Origin of the sequence: Pseudomonas sp. B5(2017) (assembly GCF_002112825.1) — a bacterium.
In the GTDB taxonomy this organism is placed as follows: Bacteria; Pseudomonadota; Gammaproteobacteria; order Pseudomonadales; family Pseudomonadaceae; genus Aquipseudomonas; species Aquipseudomonas putida_Z.
In genome coordinates this window covers 93,085-115,761 of sequence record NZ_NEIR01000008.1, presented here as the reverse complement: position 1 = coordinate 115,761, position 22,677 = coordinate 93,085, and the positions used below count along the sequence as shown (strand labels likewise).

Genomic DNA, 22,677 nt, shown 5'->3' with positions numbered 1-22,677 from the left:
CTCAAAGGCGCCGCACTCCCCTGTAGGAGCGGCCTTGTGTCGCGATGGGCTGCGCAGCAGCCCCAAAGGACTCAAGGTCGATTACCTACCTTAAAGATCGAGTGCGCAGGTTATGGGGCTGCTGCGCAGCCCATCGCGACACAAGGCCGCTCCTACAACGGAATCGCGTCAGCTTTACTGGGCAGCCTTGATCGCCGCCGCCAGCTTCTTCGCCGCATCGGCCGGGTCGGCCTTGGGGTCGTTGATGTAGTTGGTCACCACATCGAAGAACGCGCCCTGCACGGCCAGCGTGGTGGCCATGTTGTGCGCCATGCTCGGCTGCAGGCCGCCATTCTTGGCATCGGCCAGGAAGTCCTTGGCGGAGGTTTGCGCGCAGGCGTCGAAGCCATACTTGCTCATGTCAGCCAGCATGTCGTTGCGCACCGGAATCGACCCCTTGTTGCTGCTGAAGACCTTCTGGAAGTCCTCGCCCAGCACCTTGCGGGCAATATCCTGCTGGCCGGCAGACGTGCCGGCGTCGTTCTGCTTGAACACCACCAGCGAGTCGATGTTGTACAGGAACGCCTTGTCGGTGCCGGGGAATGGCACGCACTGATAGTCCTTGCCGGCGGTTTTCTTCGCCAGGGTCCATTCGCTCTTGGCCCAGTCGCCCATGATCTGCATGCCGGCCTTGCCGTTGATGACCTTGGCCGCTTCCAGGTTCCAGTCCTGGCCTTTGCCGTCCGGGTCCATGTAGGTGGCGACCTTTTTCAGTTCGGTCAGCGCCTTGACCATCTGCGGGCCGGTCAGGGTCGCGCTGTCGAGGTCGACCAAGGCCTTCTTGTAGCCATCGGCACCCATCACCGCCAGTACAACGCTTTCGAACACGGTGCTGTCCTGCCATGGCTGGCCGCCATGGGCGAGCGGGATGAAGCCGGCGGCCTTGAGCTTGTCGGCGGCGGCGTAGAATTCGTCGAGGGTGGCTGGCGCCTTGTCGATACCAGCCTTCTTGAAGACGTCGGGGTTGATCCACAGCCAGTTGATGCGGTGGATGTTCACCGGCACGGCGACATAGTCACCGTCGTACTTCACGGTGTCCGCGACCTTCTTGTCGAGCAGGGAGTCCCACTTTTCGTCCTTGGCCACATCCTTGAGCACATCGGCGTCGAGCAGACCGGTGGCCGCCCAGTCCTGGATGTCCGGGCCCTTGATCTGCGCGACACCCGGCGGGTTGCCAGCCACGGCGCGGCTCTTGAGCACGGTCATGGCGGTGGCACCACCACCACCGGCGACGGCGCCGTCCTTCCAGGTGAAGCCATCTTTTTCGACCTGGGCCTTGAGCACATCGACCGCCGCTTTTTCACCACCGGAGGTCCACCAGTGCACCACCTCGACACTGCCTTTGGCATCGGCAGCCAAGGCACTCAGCGGGAACAAGGAGGCCAGTGAGATTGCGGCAGCGAGACGGAGCGTGGAATTCATCGAAGCACCTTTCTTGTTGTTATGCCGTGCAAGTCGATCGCTTGCGTTGCATGAAGTCTAAACAGCGTGCTCGCCTCGCCAGGTAACGAAGCGATGCGTGAATGTCATCGTTTGGTTACATTGCCGGCCAAGCTGCTGGCCAGGCTGGGTGCCAGTGGCAAGCCTGGCAGCAGCAGCGCCTGGTAGGCATGGTAGAGGTCGGGCTTGCCTGGCCAGATGGTCGCGGCCGGCTGGTTGTGCGCATCGAGTTCGTGGTGCCAGCTGCCAGCGCCATGGTCAACGAAATGGTTGGCGATGAAGTCCCAGCAACGGCGGTACCACTGCTCGTAGTGCGCCTCGCCCGTGCGCTGCAACAGGGCCGCGGCGGCGGCGCAGGCTTCGGCATGCACCCAGTGCAGGCGTGCGCGCACCACCGGGCGATCGTCCCAGTCCAGGGTGTAGACGAAACCGGGTGCGCCATCGACGTTCCAGGCCTGCTGGCAGGCTGTATCGAACAACGCGCGGGCGCAGTCTGGCAGCCACTGCGGGGCATGCAGGCCGGCCCGTTCCAGGCTGGCTTCCAGGTGCAGCAGCAACCGCGCCCACTCCAGGGCATGCCCGGGCGTGGAACCATAAGGCCGGAAGTGGTCGGCCGGGTGCGCCTGGTTGTAGTGCGGCAGTGGCTGCCAGAGGGCGTCGAAATGCTCGATGACCCGGTAGCCGTTGGCAGCGGCATGGGTATGGATGATGCGTTCGGCGATGCGCAAGGCGCGTTGCAGCCACAGGCTGTCGCCAGTGACGTCTGCCAGGGCCAGGAAGGCCTCGACCGCATGCATGTTGCTGTTGGCGCCACGGTACAGCTCGGGCAACTGCCAGGCGCGGGAGAAGGCTTCCCGAAGGGCACCCTCCTCTTCGCTCCAGAAATGCGCTTCGAGCACCTGCACCGCGCCTGCCAGCAGGGCTGGTGCACCGCCAGCACCTGCCATCACCGCCGAGCTGGCGGCCAGGGCGACAAAGGCATGCAGGTAAGCCGCCTTGCCGCTGTCGTCATGGCCACCGGGGTGGGCGAACCAGCCGCCGTAGGTGGCATCCTGCAGCGCGCCACGCAGGGCGGCCACACCGTGTTCGGCATATGCCAGGTAGCCGGGCACGCCCTGCAGGTGGGCCAGGGCGAAACAGTGGGTCATGCGGGCGGTGATCAGGGTTTCGGCGCGGGCACCGGGGGCAAGCAGGCCTGCGGCGTCGAGGCTGCCGAAGCCATCGGGCAGTTTCGAAGCCGTGGCGAAGGCCAGCAGGCGTTGCCCTTCTGCCATGCGCCAGGCGTTGTGCGCCGGGGCGTCGAGCCAGCGGGTGGAAGGCAGGTTGGAGGTGCTCATGGGTCAGCTTGATCCTTGCCAATCGTCTGCGAATTCTAGTGAGCGGGCCTGGATGGGAATGTCACCAAGGAGGGTGGATTTGTCACCAGCCAGTGACATTTGTGTTGCCCGTACCGGCCTCTTCGCGGGTAAACCCGCTCCCACAAAGTCCTCATAGGTCCACCAGACTCCGAGGCTAATGCAAAAACCTGTGGGAGCGGGTTTACCCGCGAAGGGGCCGGTAGAGGCAATACAACCCTTCAGTCCATGCCCCGCGGCAGATACAAGGTCACCCGCAACCCGCCCTCACGCAGGTTCAGCAAGCTCACCTCCCCGCCATGGCTATGGGCAATGTTGCGCGCAATCCCCAACCCCAGCCCGTACCCCTGCTGCTGCCCGGCCAGACGGAAGTGCGGCTCGAACACCTGTTCCAGTTGCTGCTGCGGCACCCCCGGCCCCTGGTCATCCACCTGCAGCACAAACCCCTCGGCACTGTCGATGATGCGCAGCCGCGCCCGTTCGCCGTACTTGATGGCGTTGTCGATCAGGTTGCCGATGCAGCGCCGCAATGCCAGCGGCTTGCCCGGGTAAGGCGCCAGCGCCCGGCCTTCGAGCGTGATGCGGCCATCGCCCAGGTAAGGCTCGGCCAGGATTTCCAGCACCTGGTTGAGGTCTACCGGCTCGATGTTCTCGTGGATGTCGGTGTCCTTCACGCACTGCAACGCGCCTTTGACCAGCAGCTCCAGCTCGTCCAGGTCCTGGCTGAACTTGGCCTGCAGGCGCTCGTCCTCCAGCAGCTCGACGCGCAGGCGCAAGCGGGTGATCGGCGTGCGCAGGTCGTGGGAAATGGCGCTGAACAGCTGGCTGCGCTCGGTCAGGTAGCGGCTGATGCGCTCGCGCATGCTGTTGAACGCACGCCCCACTTCGACCACCTCGCTGCCACCACCTTCGGCCACCGGCGCCACATCGGCGCCCAGCGACATCTCCCGCGCAGCCCGGGCCAGGCGCTTGAGCGGCCAGCTTTGCCAGTGCACCAGCAAGCCGATGAACAACAGCAGCAAGGCCGTGGTCAGCACGATGAAGCCTATCTGCTGACGCGGCAGGCGCTCGGCCTCCAGGCTGGTGTAGGGCTCGGGCAGCAGCGAGGCGATGTACAGCCACTCACCCTCGCCCAGGCGGATCTGGGTGACCAGCACCGGCGGGTTGAGTGGCTCCAGGGTCAGCGAGTAATGCGCCCAGGAGCGTGGCAGTTCGTCGAGCTTCAGGCCGCTGTTGAAGATACGCAGGTCGTCCGGCCCGACGAACTCCACGGAAATTTCCATCTGCGAACCCAGGCGCTCATGCAGCACTTGCTGGAACACATCGATAACCGCCTGCTTGCGCGGGGTAACGGGCAGTAGCGGCATGTCCAGCGGCTTGGCGTTGAGCGACACGAAAAAGCGCGTACCGCCCATGCTGCGCAGCTGGTCGAGGACCATCGGCCGGTAGGCCACCGGCAACGAACGGAAGTAGCTGACACTGGCACTCATCGAATGAGCCAGGCTGCTGGCGCTGGCACGCAGGCCCTGCAACTGGCTGGCGCGCAATTGGGCAACCCAGATGATGCTCGACAACCCCTGGGCCAGCAGCACTACCAGCAGGGTCAGCAGCAGCATGCGCCCCAGTAGCGAGCGCGGCAGCAGTCGCCAGCGCCGCTCAGGGCGCATTGCAGACATGGGCAGCCAACAGGTAGCCGCTGCCGCGTACGGTGCGGATCAGCCGAGGTGGTTTGTCGGTATCGCGCAGGCGCTGGCGCAGGCGGCTGACCGCCATGTCGACGATGCGGTCCAGCGGCATCGGCTCGCGGCCACGGGTGGCGTTGCCGATGGTGTCGCGGTCGAGGATCTGCTGTGGGTGGTCGAGGAACAGCTTGAGCAGGGCGAAGTCGGCGCCGGAGAGAATCACCTCCTCACCGTCGCGATGGAACAGCCGGTGGCTGACCGTGTCCAGGCGCCAGTCGTCGAAGGCCAGCACCGCACTGCCCGGCGCCGCCTGACCGAACTCGGCGCGGCGCAGCAGGGCCTTGATCCGCGCTTGCAGTTCGCGGGGGCTGAACGGTTTGCCCAGGTAGTCGTCGGCGCCCAGCTCCAGGCCGATGACCCGGTCGGTTTCGTCGGAGCTGGCGGTGAGCATGATGATCGGTACCCGTGCCTGGCGCGGATGCTGGCGTACCCAGCGGCACAGGCTGAAGCCGTCTTCGTCGGGCAGCATGACATCGAGGATGACCAGGTCGCAGGGGGTGGACTCCAGCGCGCGGCGAAAGCCCTTGCCGTCGGCTTCGGCATGCACCTGGAAGCCGGAGCGGCTCAGGTAGGTTTGCAGCAGTTCGCGGATTTCCTGGTCGTCGTCGACCATCAGGATCGATTTGCCGGCAGTGCTCAAGGTGGTCCTTCCTCTTGTTGATTGCAGGTCTTTTTGCCTGCTGTCGGGTGTTGCCTTCGGGGGCTGCCTTGCAGCCCATCGCGACACAAGGCCGCTCCTACAGAATGGCGCGGCCCCGTGTAGGAGCGGCCTTGTGTCGCGATGGGCCGCACAGCGGCCCCCTGCTACCTATCGGTTATCCAGCGCCTGCTGCAAGGCCACCCCGGCACCCAGCAACCCGGAAAACTCCGCCGTCACTAGCCAAACCGGTACGCCATCGAAATAGCCACTCATGCATCCCTTGTCGGAAAAACTGGCGGCAAACCCGCTGCGCACGAACAGCTCGGCAAAGCGCGGGATCACGCCGCCGACAATATAGACCCCACCCCGCGCGCCCAGCGTCAGAACATTGTTACCAGCGACCCGGCCGAGGAACCGGCAGAACTGCTCGATCACCGCCAGCGCCCGCGGCTCGCCGCCGAGCGCGGCATCGGTGATCTGTGCCGGGGTCTTGTGTCGGGGTGTGTCGCCGTCCAGCGCGCAGATTGCCTGGTACAGGCGCAGCAGGCCACCGCCACTGAGCACGGTTTCGGCGCTGACGTGGCCGATCTGAGCGTGAATCTGTTGGTGAATCGCCGCTTCGCGGGCATTGCCCACTGGCAGGTCGACGTGCCCGCCCTCCCCCGGCAGGGCATGCCAGTGCTGTTCGTCCAGGCGCAGCAGCGCGCCCACGCCCAGCCCGGTACCCGGGCCGATGACCAGGGCCGGCCGCGACAGGTCTGCCTGGCCTGGGCACACTTCGCGGAACTCGCCGGGGCGCAGACGGGTCATGCCCAGCGCCATGGCGGTAAAATCGTTGATCAGCAGCAGCCGCTCGACCTGCAATGTCTGGCAGAAGGCCACGCGGCTGAGGCGCCAATGGTTGTTGGTGAAGCGGAACTCATCGCCATCGACCGGCCCGGCCACCGCCAGGCAGGCAGCAGTCACGCCGCCGCGGGTAATGCCCAAGCCTTCAAGGTAAGCCTCGATGGCCTGTTCCGGGCTGGTGTAGTCCTCGGTGGCGAAGACCTTCACTTCGTGCAGCTGGTTGTCACGCCACAACGCAAAACGGGCATTGGTGCCGCCGATGTCGCCAACCAGCAGGTCCTTCATTTGAGGTTCTCCAGGGCCGAGGTGAACGCACTGGCGCCCTGCTCTGCCGGGCTGAACGCCATGCGCATGAAGCCGAACAGCTCGCGCCCGCAGCCCAGGTCGTTGCCCTGTGGCGCTGGCGGCAGGTCGCGGCTGGCCAGTTCTTCGGCCGACACCATTACCCGCAGCGTGCCTTCGACACCATCGACCCGCACCATATCACCATCGCGCACTCGTGCCAGCGGGCCGCCGTCATAAGCCTCGGGGCAAACGTGAATGGCCGCCGGGATCTTGCCCGAGGCACCGGACATGCGCCCGTCGGTCACCAGCGCCACCTTGAAGCCACGGTCCTGCAGCACGCCGAGGAACGGTGTGAGCTTGTGCAGCTCGGGCATGCCGTTGCAGCGCGGGCCCTGGAAGCGCACCACGGCGACGAAGTCACGCTCCAGCTCGCCGGCCTTGAACGCATCGGCCAGCGACTGCTGGTCGTGGAACACCCGCGCCGGGGCCTCGACCACCTGGTGCTCGGGGGCAACAGCGGACACCTTCATCACGCCGCGGCCAAGGTTGCCCTCCATCACCCGCAGGCCGCCTTCGGCCGAGAACGGCCGCGCCACCGGGCGCAGGATGCTTTCGTCCAGGCTGTGCTGCGGCCCTTCGCGCCACACCAGCTTGCCGTTGTCGAGGAACGGCTCCTGGGTGTAGCGGCGCAGGCCATGGCCGGCCACGGTGTTGACGTCTTCGTGCAGCAGCCCGGCATCGAGCAGCTCGCGGATCAGGAAGGCCATGCCGCCCGCGGCCTGGAAGTGGTTGATGTCGGCCTTGCCGTTGGGGTAGACGTGGGACAGGGTCGGTACTACCTCGGACAGGTCGGCCATGTCCTGCCAGGTCAGCTGGATACCCGCGGCCTGGGCAATCGCCGGGATGTGCAGGGTGTGGTTGGTCGAGCCACCGGTGGCGTGCAGGGCGACGATGGAGTTGACCAGCGCCTTCTCGTCGACGATTTCACCCAGCGGCATGAAGTTGCCGCTGGCCTTGGTCATGCGCGTGACCTGCTGCGCGGCCTCGGCGGTGAGCGCATCGCGCAGCGGTGTGTACGGGTTGACGAACGAGGCACCCGGCAGGTGCAGGCCCATCACTTCCATCACCAGCTGGTTGGTGTTGGCAGTGCCGTAGAAGGTACAGGTGCCAGGGCTGTGGTAGGACTTCATCTCCGACTCCAGCAGCTCTTCGCGGCTGGCCTTGCCTTCGGCATAGCGCTGGCGCACGTCGGCCTTCTGCTTGTTGGAAATGCCGGAGACCATCGGCCCGCCCGGAACGAAGATGGTCGGCAGGTGGCCGAAGCGCAGCGCCCCCATCATCAGGCCGGGGACGATCTTGTCGCAGATGCCCAGCATCAGCGCGGCGTCGAACATGTTGTGCGACAGGGCCACGGCGGTGGACATGGCGATCACTTCGCGGCTGGCGATGGCCAGCTCCATGCCCGGCTCGCCCTGAGTCACGCCATCGCACATGGCCGGCACGCCACCGGCGAACTGGCCGACCGAGCCGACCTCGCGCAGGGCCTGCTTGATCTGCTCGGGGAAGTGCTGGTACGGCTGGTGCGCCGAAAGCATGTCGTTGTAGGCCGAGACGATGGCCACGTTGGCCGCGTTCATCAGGCGCAGGGTCTGCTTGTCGTCGCTGCCGCAACCGGCCACGCCATGGGCGAAGTTGGCGCACTGCAGGCTGGCACGCATGGGGCCGTCACTGGCCGCGCCGCGAATCAGTTGCAGGTAGCGTTCGCGGGTGGCACGGCTACGTTCGACCAGCCGCTGGGTGACCTCAAGGATGCGCGGATGCATGTACTGGACTCCAGGCTAATTGTAAGGGCGGTTTACCGGGCATTTCCCCTCCAAACGATTGCGGCCTAGGCTCAAGGTAGAGGAGCCCGCTGCATCGGTGGAGGCACGTCGCCCAACCACTCGTTGTATGTTTAAACAAAATACTGCCACTAAAAAGGCTTGTTTTCTATCGGCAGGTGAATAATCTTGTAATTCCAACAACAAAACCGTTTCAGTGAAGCTCCTTTGTGCCACAGGTTTCACTCGGACTGCCAGAGGTACTGCCATGACCCTACGCATCGCCATCAATGGATTCGGCCGCATCGGGCGCAACGTCCTGCGCGCACTGTATACCCAAGGCTACCGCCAGGACCTGCAGGTCGTCGCCATCAACGACCTGGGCGACAGCGCCATGAATGCCCACCTGCTCAAGTACGACAGCGTGCACGGCACCTTCGACGCCAGCGTCGAGGCCGACCACGAAAGCCTCACGGTCAATGGTGACCGTATCGCGGTCAGTGCCATCCGCAACCCGGCCGAACTGCCCTGGAAAGCCGAGGCGATCGACGTGGTGTTCGAATGCACCGGACTGTTCACCGAGCGCGCCAAGGCCGCCGCACACCTGGCTGCGGGAGCTGGCAAGGTGATTGTCTCGGCACCGGCCAAAGGCGCCGATGCCACCGTGGTGTACGGGGTCAACCATGACATCCTGCGGGCCTCGCACCAGATCATTTCCAATGCCTCCTGCACCACCAACTGCCTGGCACCGATTGCCCAGGTGCTGCACCGCGAGTTCGGCATCGAACAGGGCCTGATGACCACCATCCATGCCTATACCAACGACCAGGTGCTGACAGATGTGTACCACGGCGACCCGTACCGTGCGCGCTCGGCGACCCAGTCGATGATCCCGAGCAAGACCGGCGCTGCCGAGGCCGTTGGCCTGGTGCTGCCGGAGCTGGCCGGCAAGCTTACCGGCATGGCGGTACGGGTGCCGGTGATCAACGTGTCGCTGGTGGACCTCACCGTCAACCTCAAGCGCGAGGCCACGGCCGAGCAGGTCAACCAGTTGTTCCTCGAGGCCAGCAAGCATTCCAGGGTATTGGGCTACAACGCCTTGCCGCTGGTTTCCTGCGACTTCAACCACAACCCGCTGTCGTCGATCTTCGATGCCAACCATACCCGGGCCAACGGGCGCATGCTCAAGGTGCTGGCCTGGTATGACAACGAGTGGGGGTTCTCCAACCGCATGCTGGATAACTGTCTGGCGTTGTGCCGCGCCCGCTGAGCTTCGGCACGCTCCCTGTAGGAGCGGCCTTGTGTCGCGATGGGCTGCGCAGCAGCCCCCTGCAATCTGTGCCACGGCCAAAATCCTGGGGCTGCTGCGCAGCCCATCGCGACACAAGGCCGCTCCTACATGGGACCGCGCAAGGCTGGGACTCACAATCTTTACCTTTTCCTAACATTTCCAGGCTTGACCTTCGATATGGATGATAAGCATTATCATTAACCTTTCGTCGGCCAGGTCCCCCAGTGAGTCAGTCCCGGTTCAACTCTGTCTTCCTCGTCCAGCGCCTTACACTGCTGCGCACCTTGCAGCGCATGGTGGGCAACCCCAACACGGCCGAGGACCTGCTGCAGGAAACCTACCTGCGGGTGTCCCGCGCCCTCGGTGAGCGGCCCATCGAACACATCGAACCGTTCGTGTTCCAGACCGCACGCAACCTGGCCCTCGACCACCTGCGCGCACGCAGGGTGCAATCGCGCATGCTGGTCGACGACGTGCCCGACGAGGTCCTGCACAGCGTGGCCGCGCCGGCCACCAGCAGCGAGGATGCGGCCCATGCCGAGCAGTTGCTCAAGCACCTGAGCATCAGCCTCAACCAGTTGAGCGAACGCCAGCAGCGCATCTTCATCCTCAGCCGCCTGCATGGCGCCACCTACCTGGAAATCGCCGAACAACTGAATGTTTCGCCCAGCACGGTACAGAAGGAACTGAAACTGATCATGGCGATCTGCATGGGTGTCGCCGACCGCCTCAAGTGAGGCAACGCAAAGCCCTTGCCACGCCCCGCCTCAGCCTTGATCATTCGCAAAAAACCATTCAAGGATTCACCGTGACCGACAGCCCCCCTCGCCCGTCACCCGCCGGGCCCAGCGCCCGTGCTCGTGCCATGGACGAGGCGCTGGACTGGCTGGTGCGCCTGCAATGCGCCGACGCCGAGGACACCCAGGCCTTCGAAGCCTGGCTGAGCGCAGCGCCGGAAAATGCCGAGGCCTATGTCGAGGCAGAAGCATTGTGGAACGGCGCACCGCTGCACCAGGTGGCCGTGCAGATGCATCAGCAACAGCGCCGCTCGTGGCGCGGGCGCCTGCGCAGCCACTGGAAACCCCTGGCCACGGCGGCGCTGCTGCTGGTCGGGCTGTTCACCCTCGGCAACCTGCCCATGCGCCTGCAGGCCGACCACCTGACGGTGGTGGGCGAGCGCCAGCGCCTGCAGCTGGAAGACGGCGCGAAAGTGCTGCTCAACACCAATTCGGCATTTGCCAGCGAGCAGCGTGACGGCCGCCAGATCGCCCGCCTGCTACAAGGCGAGGCCTATTTCCAGGTCCCCGAGGGCGCGCTGCTGCCATTGGAAGTGCAGGCCGGGCCATTGCGCGCGCAGGTGCGCGACACCGACTTTGCCGTGCGCTACCTCGACGGCGAGGCACAGGTGCGGGTGCAGCGCGGCGATGTCGACCTGCAGGGGGGCCGCGACCAGCGCATCCGCCTGAGTGCCGGCGACAGCATCAGCGTCGGCCCCCAGGGGTTCGGCCAGCGCCAGCGCCCCGACATGCACAAGGACCTGGCCTGGGTCGACGGCCGCCTGGTGTTCGAGAACTGCCCGCTGAGCCAGGTGCTGGCCGAGGTGCAGCGCTACTACCCGGGCTGGATCATCAACCGCAACGCGCAGCTGGAAGACATGGCGGTCACCGGCAACTACCGCCTCGACCAGCCGCTGGAAACCCTGCGCGCGCTGGCCCACATCACCTCGGCACAGCTGCATGAGTTCCCGGCACTGGTCATCCTGAACTGATCCGCAAATCTGAAACCCGACACGGTCCCTGTGGGAGCGGGCGTGCCCGCGAACACGGGCAACGCCCGTGCCATCCACCGCGGTGCCTGTTTCGCGGGCATGCCCGCTCCCACAGAAATCGCGATACCGATCGCCAGACCGCAATCCAACTTTTTTTACGCAGTCGCGCTACCCCGCCCGTCTCGTTATAGCCAATGCAACTGATTCTCGTTTGAAAACGAGGACAGCCATCACCTATAACAGTCCGCGCGTCAGGGAGCGCTTCCGATGTCCACAGGTCCTACCCGCCCCTCCACTCTTCCTCGCCATGGAGGGCAACTGCCCCTCCTGAGCCTTTCCCTACTGAGCCTCGCCCTGCTCGCCAGCGGCGCCATCAGCCTGCCGGCACTGGCCGCCGAGCCGGCACAGGCCAGCAGCCCGCGCATGGGCGACTACCGCTTCAGCATCGGCCAGCAGCCGCTGGTTTCGGCCATCAATGCTTTCAGCCAGGTCACCGGCTGGCAGGTCGGCTTCAGCGCCGAACTGGCCGACGGCGTGGCATCGCCAGGGGTGCAGGGTTCGCTGCCGCCGGAAGCCGCACTCAAGCGCCTGCTGCACGGCACCGGCCTGGGCTTTCGCAAGATCAGCAACGGCAATGTGGTGCTCGAACGCCAGGCCAGCGCCAATGTGATTGCCCTGCAGCAGGTGACCGTCAGCGCCACCCGCAGCGCCCAGGACGTCAGCCAGGTGCCGAGCACCGTCAGCGTGCAGACCCGCGAGCAACTGGACCGGCAGAACGTCAACAACATCCAGGACCTGGTGCGCTACGAACCGGGCGTGTCGGTAGCCGGCACCGGCCAGCGCAGCGGCCTCAACGGCTACAACATCCGTGGCATCGACGGCGAGCGCATCCTCACCCAGGTCGATGGGGTGTCGATCCCCGACAGCTTCTTCTTCGGCCCCTACGCCCAGACCCAGCGCAACTACGTGGACCCGGAGATCGTCAAGCGTGTGGAAATCCTCCGCGGCCCGGCTTCGGTGCTGTACGGCAGCAACGCCATCGGCGGCGCGGTGAGCTACTTCACCCTCGACCCGGACGACATCATCAAGCCCGGCAAGGACGCAGGCGCCCGCCTGAAGACCGGCTACAGCTCGGCCGACGAAAGCTGGCTGACCTCCGCCACCGTCGCCGGCCGCCAGGGCGACTTCGACGGCCTGTTGCACCTGAGCCAGCGCAACGGCCACGAAACCGAGACCCACGGCGGCCACAGCGGTGACGGCCTGGCCCGAACCGAAGCCAACCCGATGGACGTGCGCACCACAAACGTGCTGGCCAAGCTGGGCTGGAACTACGCCGACGACGCGCGCCTGGGTTTCACCTACGAACGCTACAAGGATGACCGCGACCAGAACATCCTCAGTGCGGTGGGCGGGCCGTTCATTCCTGGCTTTGGTGCCTCGGGTTACTACAAGGCGCGCAATGGCAACGACACCATCACCCGCGAACGCTTTGGCATCAACCATGAGTTCGGCCTGGATTCGCTGGTGGCCGACCATGTGAAGTGGAGCCTGAACTATCAGATCGCCAAGACCGACCAGCACACCGAAGAAGTCTACGCACCACCTGGCCGTCAGGTGCTGCGTACCCGCGACACCACCTACAAGGACCGCCAGTGGGTATTCGACGCCCAGCTGGACAAGGCCTTCAGCCTCGGCGCCACCGACCACCTGCTGACCTACGGCACCACCCTCAAGCACGAGAAGGTCACCGGTTCGCGCAGCGGCACTGGCACCTGCCTGGCCGTTGGTTCAGGTTGTTCTGCCGCTGGCGCCGAGCGCCCGGCAGACGGCCAGGCCCTGGTCAGCGACTTCCCGGACCCGACCGTGAACACCTACAGCTTGTTCGTGCAGGATGAAATCCGCTGGAACAACTGGACCTTCATGCCTGGTGCTCGTTACGACTACACGCGCATGGAGCCCAGGTTCACCGAGGAATTCCTGCGTGGCCTGGAGTCCAGCGGTACCGCACCCACCTCCCAGGACGACTCGGACAAGAAGTGGCATCGCGTCTCGCCCAAATTCGGCCTGACCTACGCCTTCAACGACAACTACACTTGGTATGGCCAGTACGCCGAAGGTTTCCGCACCCCGACTGCCAAATCCATGTACGGGAAATTTGAGAACATCGAGCAAGGCTACCGCGTCGAAGGCAACCCGGGCCTGGAACCGGAAAAAAGCAAAAGCTATGAAACCGGCCTGCGTGGCAACTTCGACGCCGGCAACTTCGACGTGGCTGTGTTCTACAACAAGTACCGCGACTTCATCGACGAAGACGCCGTACAAAGCGCCAACCTGGAGCAGACTTTCCAGGCCAACAACATCAAGCACGCCACCATCAAGGGTGCCGAGGTCAAGGGCCGCCTGAACCTCGACCACTTCGGTGCGCCGCAGGGCCTGTATACCCAAGGCTCGATCGCCTACACCTATGGCCGCAACGATGACACCGGCGAGCCACTGAACAGCGTCAACCCGCTCAAGGGCGTGTTTGGCCTGGGTTACGAACAACAGCACTACGGCGGCCTGCTGAGCTGGACACTGGTCAAGCGCAAGACCCGCGTCGACGACAGCACCTTCTACTCGCCCGACGGCTCGAGTTCCAAGTTCCGTACCCCCGGCTATGGGGTGCTGGACCTGACCGGTTACTACGAGATCACCGACGACGTGACCATCAACGCCGGCCTGTACAACCTCACCGACAAGAAGTACTGGCAGTGGGATTCGGTACGCAGCTACGACGGCCAGGGTGAAGCGGCCGTGACCCAGCCGGCCAACATCGACCGCCTGACCATGCCGGGGCGCAACTTCGGCATCAATGTGGTTTGGGATATCTGACCTGGATTATCGCTGACAGGTTTGTTTCGTCAGTGACGGCCTCTTCGCGGGTAAACCCGCTCCCACAGGTATTGCGCAGACCTCGGGGCTGTAATGTCCCTGTGGGAGCGGGTTTACCCGCGAAGAGGCCAGCACTACCAGCACAAATACCAGCTTTTTTTACTGTCCCACCCCCGCTGTTTCGTCTTGTCTCTAGACGCCCCTTTTCCAAGGACTGCCCCATGACCGACCGCCCAGCCCTGCGCTCCCAGCGCCTCAACCAGATCACCCACGCCCCCCACGCCGAACTGGATGCCCTGGTCAAAGCCCACGCGCCCTTCGACAGCCGCGAAAGCTTCGCCCGCTTCGTGGTCGCCCAGTACCTGTTCCAGGCCGAGCTGCAGGCTCTGTACAACGACCCGCAACTGATCGCCATCGTCCCCGACCTGGCGGAGCGCTGCCGCGCCGAACAGGCCCGCCTGGACCTCGCCGACCTCGACACCGAAGTACCGCCAGCCGTGCCGGGAGCCCTGCGCAACCCGAGCCTGGGCGAGGCAATGGGCTGGATCTTCGTCTCCGAAGGCTCCAAACTGGGCGCTGCGTTTCTGATCAAGCGTGCCGTGGCCCTGGAACTGTCCGACAGCTTCGGTGCCCGACACCTGGGCGAACCGGCCGGTGGCCGTGCCGAAGGCTGGAAGCAGTTCACCCGCATTCTTGATGGCCTGGCCCTGTCGGCCGAAGAGGAAGCCGCTGCCGAACGCGGCGCAGTTGCTGCCTTCGAGCGCTTCACCGAGCTGCTCAAGCACGCCTACGCCGCGGATGCCGCGCTGGTTTGACACGCCGTAGCCGGCCACCCTACCGGTGGCCGAACCGTTTTATGCAGTGAGACCATGACCCGACCCGCCCGCTCGAAACTCGCCCGCCTGCTGTATGCGCTCCTGGCTTACGTGAGCCTGGGCGTGGGCCTGGTCGCGATCGTCATTCCCGGCCTGCCGACCACCGAATTCATCCTGCTGGCCGCCTGGGCGGCCACGCGCAGTTCGCCGCGCCTGTCTGCCTGGCTGGAGAACCACCGGCTGTTCGGGCCGATCCTGCACAACTGGCGCAATGGCAAGGTGATCCAGCGCCGGGCCAAGGTCAGCGCGACCCTCAGCATGCTGCTGTGCGCGGGCCTGATGCTGACATTCCTGGAACACCGCTGGCCGGTGTTCCTGGCCATTGCCGGCATGACCCTGGGCAACCTGTGGATCTGGTCCCGCCCCGAGCACGCCCCCTGCCCTGCCCCGTCACAAGCTCAGCAGCCCTGAGTACAGGGCATAGGCCGCCAAGGCGGCACCTGCCAGCACGGCGGCGAAGATCAGCTTTTCCCAAGTGGTGAACAAGGTTTTTCCCTGCTCATGCTTGGCCCTGGCGAACAGGATCACGCCCGGCGCGTACAGCAGCGCCGACAGCAACAGGTACTTGAGCCCGCCGGCGTACAACAGCCACACGGCATACACCAGGGCAACCAGCGCCACCAGCAGGTCCTTGCGGCGCAGGGCCGGCTGCCCGGCGTAGGTTTCTGCACGCACCGCAAGCAGCACGGCGTAGGCCGCCGACCACAGGTAGGGCACCAGAATCATCGACGAGGCCAGGTAGATCAGGCTGGTATAGGTACCGGCAGAAAACAGCGTGATCAGCAGGAAGCCCTGGATCATGCAGTTGGTCAGCCACAGGGCGTTGGCCGGCACGTGATTGGCGTTTTCCTTGGCCAGGAAGCGCGGCATGGTCTTGTCCCGCGCCGTGGCAAAGAGGATCTCGGCGCACAGCAACGCCCACGACAGCAGCGCGCCAAGCAGCGAAATCGCCAGGCCGATACTGATCAGCAAGGCGCCCCAGGGCCCGACGATATGCTCCAGCACCGAGGCCAGTGACGGGTTCTGCAACCCGGCCAGTTCCGGCTGGGTCATCACCCCCAGCGACAGCACGTTGACCAGCACCAGCAGCGCCAGTACCCCCAGGAAACCGATCACCGTGGCCTTGCCCACATCCGAGCGGCGCTGGGCGCGCCCGGAATACACGCTGGCGCCCTCGATGCCGATGAACACGAACACGGTGACCAACATCATGTTGCGCACCTGCTCCAGCACGCTGCCGAACTGCGGGTTGCTCAGGCCCCAGATGTCACGGGTGAAGATATCGGCGCGGAAGGCGAACGCGGCGATCACCACGAAAATCAGCAACGGCACCACCTTGGCCACGGTGGTCACTTGGTTGATGAACGCCGCTTCCTTGATACCGCGCAGCACCAGGAAATGCACCGCCCACAGCAGCAGTGAGGCGCAACCGATGGCAATTGGCGTGTTGCCCTCACCGAACACAGGGAAATAAAAGCCCAGGGTGCTGAACAGCAGCACGAAGTAGCCGACGTTGCCCAGCCAGGCACTGATCCAGTAGCCCCAGGCCGAGGAAAAGCCCATGTACTCGCCAAAGCCGGCCTTGGCGTAGGCGTACACCCCCGAGTCCAGCTCTGGCTTGCGGTTGGCGAGGGTCTGGAACACGAACGCCAGGGCCAGCATGCCGACCGCGGTGATCCCCCAGCCGATCAGCACCGCCCCCACATCGGCACGCGCCGCCATGTTCTGCGGCAGCGAGAAGATCCCGCCACCAATCATCGAGCCGACCACCAACGCGATCAGCGCGCCCAGGCGCAGCTTCTGTCCCGGTTCGCTCATGAGCCTTCCTTTTTTTTGCGCGCTGTCATGGGCTTGAAACAGCCATGCGGGCCATATAAATGGTGTTACTTATAATGATCCTGATCAATGAAGCTATAGCACTAATAACTGCTTTGTCTATGTCACCCTTCGAGTAAAAACTAGCAGCTCCCGAGCAACTAGAAAAGAGTCCGATAAAACTCGAAATTCTTGTGAAAAATTTGCGAAAGCGGCAAAAGCGGCTAGCTTCAAGCATCGCAGGCTGAACAGAGCGTTTGCTCTAGAAGGACATGGAGGTGCCAGCGTGCAAGCCCTGCAGCATAAGTTGTCGGCACTCTCCAGGAGCTTCGTGAAGGAATTTTCCTACTTCACGTCGCCATGAACTGACCCAAGTCAGCGAATGGCAGCGGCGTCGGATTTACTCTGTCGTCAACTTTCTCCTGGCAGGAGTTGTTAAATGTCTGATTCATCCGGAAAACTAAAGCTCGGCGCGTTAGTTGCACTTGTCGTCGGTTCGATGATTGGTGGCGGGATCTTCTCGCTGCCGCAAAACATGGCTGCCAGCGCAGGGGTTGGCGCTGTGCTGATCGGCTGGGCGATCACCGCGGTCGGCATGCTGACCCTGGCGTTCGTGTTCCAGACCCTGGCCAACCGCAAGCCTGACCTGGATGGCGGGGTGTATGCCTACGCCAAGGCCGGTTTCGGCGACTACATGGGCTTCTCCTCGGCCTGGGGCTACTGGATCAGTGCCTGGCTGGGCAACGTCGGCTACTTCGTGCTGCTGTTCAGCACCCTGGGCTACTTCTTCCCGATCTTCGGCGAAGGCAACACCCCGGCCGCCATCATCGGCGCGTCGGTGCTGCTGTGGGCCGTGCACTTCCTGGTACTGCGCGGTATCAAGGAAGCGGCGTTCATCAACCTGGTCACCACCGTGGCCAAGGTGGTGCCACTGCTGCTGTTCGCCCTGATCTGCCTGTTCGCCTTCAAGCTCGACATCTTCACCGCCGACATCTGGGCCTTGGGCACACCAGAGCTTGGCAGCGTGATGAACCAGGTGCGCAACATGATGCTGGTCACCGTGTGGGTGTTCATCGGCATCGAGGGTGCGAGCATCTTCTCGTCGCGGGCGGAAAAACGCTCTGACGTGGGCAAGGCCACGGTCATCGGCTTCGTCACCGTGCTGCTGTTCCTGGTACTGGTCAACGTACTGTCGCTGGGCATCATGACCCAACCGGAACTGGCCAAGCTGCAGAACCCGTCGATGGCTGCCGTGCTGGAGCATGTGGTCGGCCACTGGGGCGCGGTGCTGATCAGCGTCGGCCTGATCATCTCGCTGCTCGGGGCCCTGCTGTCGTGGGTGCTGCTGTGCGCCGAGATCATGTTCGCCGCCGCCAAGGACCACACCATGCCGGAGTTCCTGCGCCGCGAGAACGCCAACCAGGTACCGGCCAACGCCCTGTGGCTGACCAACGCCATGGTGCAGATCTTCCTGGTGATCACGCTGTTCTCCAACAGCACCTACCTGTCGCTGATCTACCTGGCCACATCGATGATCCTGGTGCCCTACCTGTGGTCGGCAGCCTATGCCGTGCTGCTGGCAGTGCGTAGCGAAACCTACGAGCAGGCCTTGGCCGAACGGCAGAAGGACCTGGTGATCGGTGGTATCGCCCTGTTGTACGCCGTCTGGCTGCTTTACGCCGGTGGCGTGAAATACCTGCTGCTCTCGGCCCTGCTCTACGCACCTGGCGCGATCCTGTTCGCCAAGGCCAAGCGTGAGGTCGGCCAACCTGTCTTCACCAACGTGGAAAAACTGATCTTCGCAGCCGTGGTCATCGGCGCCCTGGTGGCAGCCTTTGGCCTGTACGACGGCTTCCTGACTCTTTGACCCACGTCTTCGTTCAACTGGAGGAATGAAATCATGTCCGCTGAAAAACAGAAGTACGGTGTCCACTCCGAAGCCGGCAAACTGCGCAAGGTCATGGTTTGCTCGCCGGGCCTGGCGCACAAGCGCCTGACGCCGAGCAACTGTGACGAGCTGCTGTTCGACGACGTGATCTGGGTCGACCAGGCCAAGCGTGACCATTTCGACTTTGTCACCAAGATGCGCGAGCGTGGCGTGGATGTGCTGGAGATGCACAACCTGCTGACCGACATCGTCCAGCAACCCGAGGCACTGAAGTGGATCCTCGATCGCAAGATCACCCCCGACACCGTCGGTGTCGGCCTGACCAATGAAGTGCGCAGCTGGCTCGAAGGCCTCGAGCCACGCCACCTGGCCGAGTTCCTGATCGGCGGCGTCGCCGGGCAGGACCTGCCGCAGAGCGAAGGTGCCGAGGTGGTCAAGATGTACAACGACTACCTGGGCCACTCCAGCTTCATCCTGCCACCGCTGCCCAACACCCAGTTCACCCGCGACACCACCTGCTGGATCTACGGCGGCGTCACGCTCAACCCGATGTACTGGCCGGCGCGACGCCAGGAAACCCTGCTGACTACCGCCATCTACAAGTTCCACCCACAGTTCACCAACGCCGACTTCCAGGTGTGGTATGGCGACCCGGACAAGGAACATGGCCAGTCCACCCTCGAGGGCGGCGATGTCATGCCGATCGGCAAGGGCATCGTGCTGATCGGCATGGGCGAGCGTACCTCGCGCCAGGCTATCGGCCAGCTCGCGCAGAACCTGTTCGCCAAGGGCGCCGTCAAGGAAGTGATCGTCGCAGGCCTGCCGAAATCGCGCGCCGCCATGCACCTGGATACCGTGTTCAGCTTCTGCGACCGCGACTTGGTCACGGTCTTCCCGGAAGTGGTGAAAGAGATCGTGCCGTTCATCATCCGTCCGGACGAAAGCAAGCCTTACGGCATGGACGTGCGCCGCATCAACAAGTCGTTCATCGAAGTGGTGGGCGAGCAGCTTGGGGTCAAGCTGCGCGTGGTGGAGACCGGTGGCAACAGCTTCGCCGCCGAGCGCGAACAGTGGGATGACGGCAACAACGTGGTGGCCATCGAGCCGGGCGTGGTCATCGGCTACGACCGCAACACCTACACCAATACCCTGCTGCGCAAGGCCGGGATCGAGGTCATCACCATCAGTGCCGGCGAACTGGGCCGGGGCCGGGGCGGCGGCCACTGCATGACCTGCCCGATCGTGCGCGACCCGATCGACTACTAACGACCATTACCCCCGGCCGCCCTCACAAAGCGGCGGCCGGTGTGCTCACCAAACTCAAGGAGAAAAGTCATGGCGTTCAATATTCACAACCGCAACCTGCTCAGCCTGGAACACCACAGCACCCGCGAACTGCGCTACCTGCTGGACCTGTCCCGCGACCTCAAGCGCGCCAAGTACACCGGCACCGAGCAGCAGCACCTGAAAGGCAACAACATCGCGCTGATCTTCGAAAAAACCTCTACCCGTACCCGCTGCGCCTTCGAAGTGGCCGCCTATGACCAGGGCGCCAATGTCACCTACATCGACCCGAACTCCTCGCAGATCGGCCACAAGGAAAGCATGAAGGACACCGCCCGCGTGCTCGGGCGCATGTACGACGCCATCGAGTACCGTGGCTTCAAGCAGGAAATCGTCGAAGAACTGGCCAAGTTCGCCGGTGTTCCGGTGTTCAACGGCCTGACCGACGAATACCACCCCACCCAGATGATCGCCGACGTGCTGACCATGCGTGAGCACAGCGACAAGCCGCTGCACGACATCAGCTACGCCTACCTGGGCGACGCCCGCAACAACATGGGCAACTCGCTGCTGCTGATTGGCGCCAAGCTCGGCATGGACGTGCGCATCGCCGCGCCCAAGGCGCTGTGGCCGCATGACGACCTGGTCGAGCGTTGCCGCAAGTACGCCGAGGAAAGCGGCGCGCGCATCACCCTCACCGAAGACCCGGTTGCCGCGGTCAAGGGTGTGGACTTCGTGCACACCGACGTGTGGGTATCGATGGGTGAGCCGATCGAAGCCTGGGGTGAGCGCATCAAGCTGCTCAAGCCGTATCAGGTGAATGCACAGCTGATGAAGTCCACCGGCAACCCGCGGACCAAGTTCATGCACTGCCTGCCGGCGTTCCACAACTCCGAAACCAAGGTAGGCAAGCAGATCGCCGAACAGTACCCGGACCTGGCCAACGGTATCGAAGTGACCGACGACGTCTTCGAGTCGCCGGCCTGCATCGCCTTCGAGCAGGCGGAAAACCGCATGCACACGATCAAGGCGATCCTGGTGTCGACACTGGCTGACCTGTAAAGGCTGACTCGGCAAGCCGGGCAACCCGAAGCCCTGTGGGAGCGGGTTTACCCGCGAATGCGTCAGTAGCACCAGCCGTGTTGCATGGGCTGACGCTTTCGCGGGTAAACCCGCTCCCACAAGGGGGCGGCGATACCGGTCGAGAGCAGCGCTCCCTTCTTTCGTTAAAGGACATTCCCCATGCGTATCGTTGTTGCATTGGGCGGCAACGCCCTGCTGCGTCGCGGCGAGCCCATGACCGCTGACAACCAGCGCGCCAATATCCGCACCGCCACCGAACAGATCGCCAAGATCCACCCAGGCAACGAGCTGGTCGTCGCCCACGGCAACGGCCCGCAAGTTGGCCTGCTGTCGCTGCAGGGCCTGTCCTACAAGCCCGACGAGGCCTACCCGCTGGACGTGCTGGGTGCCGAGACCGAGGGCATGATCGGCTACATGATCGAACAGGAACTGGGTAACCTGCTGGCCTTCGAGGTGCCGTTCGCCACCCTGCTGACCCAGGTCGAAGTGGACGCCAACGACCCCGCCTTCAAGGACCCGACCAAGTTCATCGGCCCGGTCTATGGCAAGGAAGAGGCCGAGCGCCTGGCCAAGGAAAAGGGTTGGGTGGTCAAGGCCGACGGCGACAAGTACCGCCGTGTGGTGGCCAGCCCGAAACCCAAGCGCATCTTCGAGATCCGCCCGATCAAGTGGCTGCTGGAAAAGAGCAGCATCGTGATCTGCGCCGGCGGCGGCGGCATCCCCACCATGTACGATGAGAACCGCAAGCTCAAGGGCATCGAGGCGGTGATCGACAAGGACCTGTGCTCGGCCCTGCTGGCAGAACAGCTGGACGCCGACCTTCTGATAATCGCTACCGACGTCGATGCGGCCTATATTGACTGGGGCAAGCCCACGCAAAAGGCCATTGCCCAGGCCCACCCCGACGAACTCGAACGCCTCGGCTTTGCCGCCGGCTCCATGGGGCCGAAGGTGCAGGCGGCCTGCGACTTTGCCCGCAACACCGGCAAAGTGGCAGTGATCAGTTCGCTGGAGAACATCGAAGACATCGTCAAAGGCACCGCCGGCACGCGGGTTTCCACCGCGAAGCCGGGGATCAGCTACCGTTGAATGCAGTAGGCGGGCGCCAGCGCCCGCCATTTTCGACCTTCCAAAGGAGCTTGCCATGGCCCAGTACCAGCCCGGTCATGTACACATCGAGCGCACCGCGCTGAACCAGAACGACCACAGCTATGACCTGAACATCGAATACGAGGCAGTGTCGGACCCCAAGGAAGGCAGAGGCATCCAGTTCAAGATGCATGGCAGCATCGAAGGCAAGCCAGTGGAAGAAAAGTTCTTCCTGGCCAAGGACCAGGTGTTGCCCAGCTTCCTCATGCAACTGAGCCGAAGGGCGCAGTCGTACCTGCCGTCACCGAAGAAATTCGAGAGCCTGGGTTCGCCGCACAAGCTTTATGACCATATGTTCGCGGACATTCGCGAAAAGCTGGATGTGAAGTCGGGCGATCCGATCAAGCCTGAACATCTGGAGTGATTTCAAGAACCGGGGGCTGCTTTGCAGCCCATCGCGACACAAGGCCGCTCCTACAGGGATCGCGCCAATTTCGGGCGTGGCGCTGTACCTGTAGGATCGGCCTTGCGTCGCGATAGGGCCGC

General features: G+C 63.9%; 18 protein-coding genes. 11 read left to right on the top strand and 7 right to left on the bottom strand.

The genetic code is table 11. From position 1 onward, the window contains the following. Positions 1–174: 174 nt before the first annotated feature. The 6 genes from CAG00_RS14075 to edd all read right to left on the bottom strand — a co-directional run bounded on the left by CAG00_RS14075 (position 175) and on the right by edd (position 8,170). Positions 175–1,461, bottom strand: coding sequence for an ABC transporter substrate-binding protein (locus CAG00_RS14075; protein WP_085664534.1), 1,287 nt, complete (start codon positions 1,459–1,461; stop codon positions 175–177). A 104-nt stretch (positions 1,462–1,565) separates the two neighbouring features. Beyond that, positions 1,566–2,816 carry an AGE family epimerase/isomerase gene (locus tag CAG00_RS14070; protein WP_085664533.1) on the bottom strand — a complete coding sequence of 417 codons (1,251 nt, stop codon included), beginning with the start codon at positions 2,814–2,816 and terminating at the stop codon, positions 1,566–1,568. 239 nt (positions 2,817–3,055) lie between these two features. After that, positions 3,056–4,510, bottom strand: a complete 1,455-nt coding sequence (locus CAG00_RS14065; RefSeq protein ID WP_025337865.1) for an ATP-binding protein — start codon at positions 4,508–4,510, stop codon at positions 3,056–3,058. Then, entirely contained in the window at positions 4,491–5,216 is a 726-nt protein-coding gene (gltR, locus tag CAG00_RS14060) for a two-component system response regulator GltR (RefSeq protein WP_025337864.1), read from the bottom strand. Before gltR ends, CAG00_RS14065 begins: the two co-directional genes overlap by 20 nt. A gap of 168 nt (positions 5,217–5,384) precedes the next feature. After that, the gene (locus CAG00_RS14055; protein ID WP_085664532.1) at positions 5,385–6,347 is read right to left on the bottom strand and encodes a glucokinase; all 963 of its coding nucleotides are present in this window, start codon (positions 6,345–6,347) and stop codon (positions 5,385–5,387) included. Continuing rightward, positions 6,344–8,170, bottom strand: coding sequence for a phosphogluconate dehydratase (edd, locus tag CAG00_RS14050; protein ID WP_085664531.1), 1,827 nt, complete (start codon positions 8,168–8,170; stop codon positions 6,344–6,346). The genes CAG00_RS14055 and edd overlap by 4 nt, the downstream gene beginning before the upstream one ends. Before the next feature lie 265 nt (positions 8,171–8,435). Here edd and gap point away from each other — a divergent pair, with 265 nt between their 5' ends. The 6 genes from gap to CAG00_RS14020 all read left to right on the top strand — a co-directional run bounded on the left by gap (position 8,436) and on the right by CAG00_RS14020 (position 15,383). Further along, on the top strand, positions 8,436–9,437 hold the full coding sequence (gap, locus tag CAG00_RS14045; RefSeq protein ID WP_041506241.1) for a type I glyceraldehyde-3-phosphate dehydrogenase: 1,002 nt from the start codon (positions 8,436–8,438) through the stop codon (positions 9,435–9,437). A gap of 245 nt (positions 9,438–9,682) precedes the next feature. Next, positions 9,683–10,195, top strand: a complete 513-nt coding sequence (locus CAG00_RS14040; protein ID WP_025337861.1) for an RNA polymerase sigma factor — start codon at positions 9,683–9,685, stop codon at positions 10,193–10,195. 71 nt (positions 10,196–10,266) lie between these two features. Beyond that, entirely contained in the window at positions 10,267–11,226 is a 960-nt protein-coding gene (locus tag CAG00_RS14035; RefSeq protein WP_075043895.1) for a FecR domain-containing protein, read from the top strand. Between the two features lie 267 nt (positions 11,227–11,493). After that, positions 11,494–14,097, top strand: a complete 2,604-nt coding sequence (locus tag CAG00_RS14030) for a TonB-dependent receptor (RefSeq protein WP_085664530.1) — start codon at positions 11,494–11,496, stop codon at positions 14,095–14,097. Between the two features lie 221 nt (positions 14,098–14,318). Further along, a complete protein-coding gene (locus CAG00_RS14025) occupies positions 14,319–14,912 on the top strand; it encodes a biliverdin-producing heme oxygenase (protein ID WP_025337858.1) in 594 nt (197 codons plus the stop codon). Between the two features lie 54 nt (positions 14,913–14,966). Further along, positions 14,967–15,383: a YbaN family protein gene (locus tag CAG00_RS14020; protein ID WP_075043892.1), complete on the top strand. Its 417-nt coding sequence runs from the start codon at positions 14,967–14,969 to the stop codon at positions 15,381–15,383. Here CAG00_RS14020 and arcD (CAG00_RS14015) read toward each other — a convergent pair. Beyond that, on the bottom strand, positions 15,363–16,790 hold the full coding sequence (gene arcD, locus CAG00_RS14015) for an arginine-ornithine antiporter (protein ID WP_025337856.1): 1,428 nt from the start codon (positions 16,788–16,790) through the stop codon (positions 15,363–15,365). The genes CAG00_RS14020 and arcD (CAG00_RS14015) overlap by 21 nt on opposite strands. 436 nt (positions 16,791–17,226) lie before the next feature. On the opposite strand from arcD (CAG00_RS14015), the gene arcD (CAG00_RS14005) reads away from it, so the two are divergent. From arcD (CAG00_RS14005) to CAG00_RS13985, 5 genes are all read left to right on the top strand, one after another. Beyond that, the gene (arcD, locus tag CAG00_RS14005; protein WP_085616769.1) at positions 17,227–18,654 is read left to right on the top strand and encodes an arginine-ornithine antiporter; all 1,428 of its coding nucleotides are present in this window, start codon (positions 17,227–17,229) and stop codon (positions 18,652–18,654) included. Between the two features lie 33 nt (positions 18,655–18,687). After that, positions 18,688–19,941: an arginine deiminase gene (arcA, locus tag CAG00_RS14000; protein WP_075043890.1), complete on the top strand. Its 1,254-nt coding sequence runs from the start codon at positions 18,688–18,690 to the stop codon at positions 19,939–19,941. Between the two features lie 69 nt (positions 19,942–20,010). Next, positions 20,011–21,021, top strand: coding sequence for an ornithine carbamoyltransferase (locus tag CAG00_RS13995; RefSeq protein WP_085664529.1), 1,011 nt, complete (start codon positions 20,011–20,013; stop codon positions 21,019–21,021). Between the two features lie 180 nt (positions 21,022–21,201). Continuing rightward, positions 21,202–22,131, top strand: a complete 930-nt coding sequence (arcC, locus tag CAG00_RS13990) for a carbamate kinase (RefSeq protein WP_085664528.1) — start codon at positions 21,202–21,204, stop codon at positions 22,129–22,131. 55 nt (positions 22,132–22,186) lie between these two features. Next, positions 22,187–22,555, top strand: a complete 369-nt coding sequence (locus tag CAG00_RS13985; protein ID WP_085664527.1) for a DUF5064 family protein — start codon at positions 22,187–22,189, stop codon at positions 22,553–22,555. The last annotated feature ends 122 nt before the right edge of the window (positions 22,556–22,677 follow it).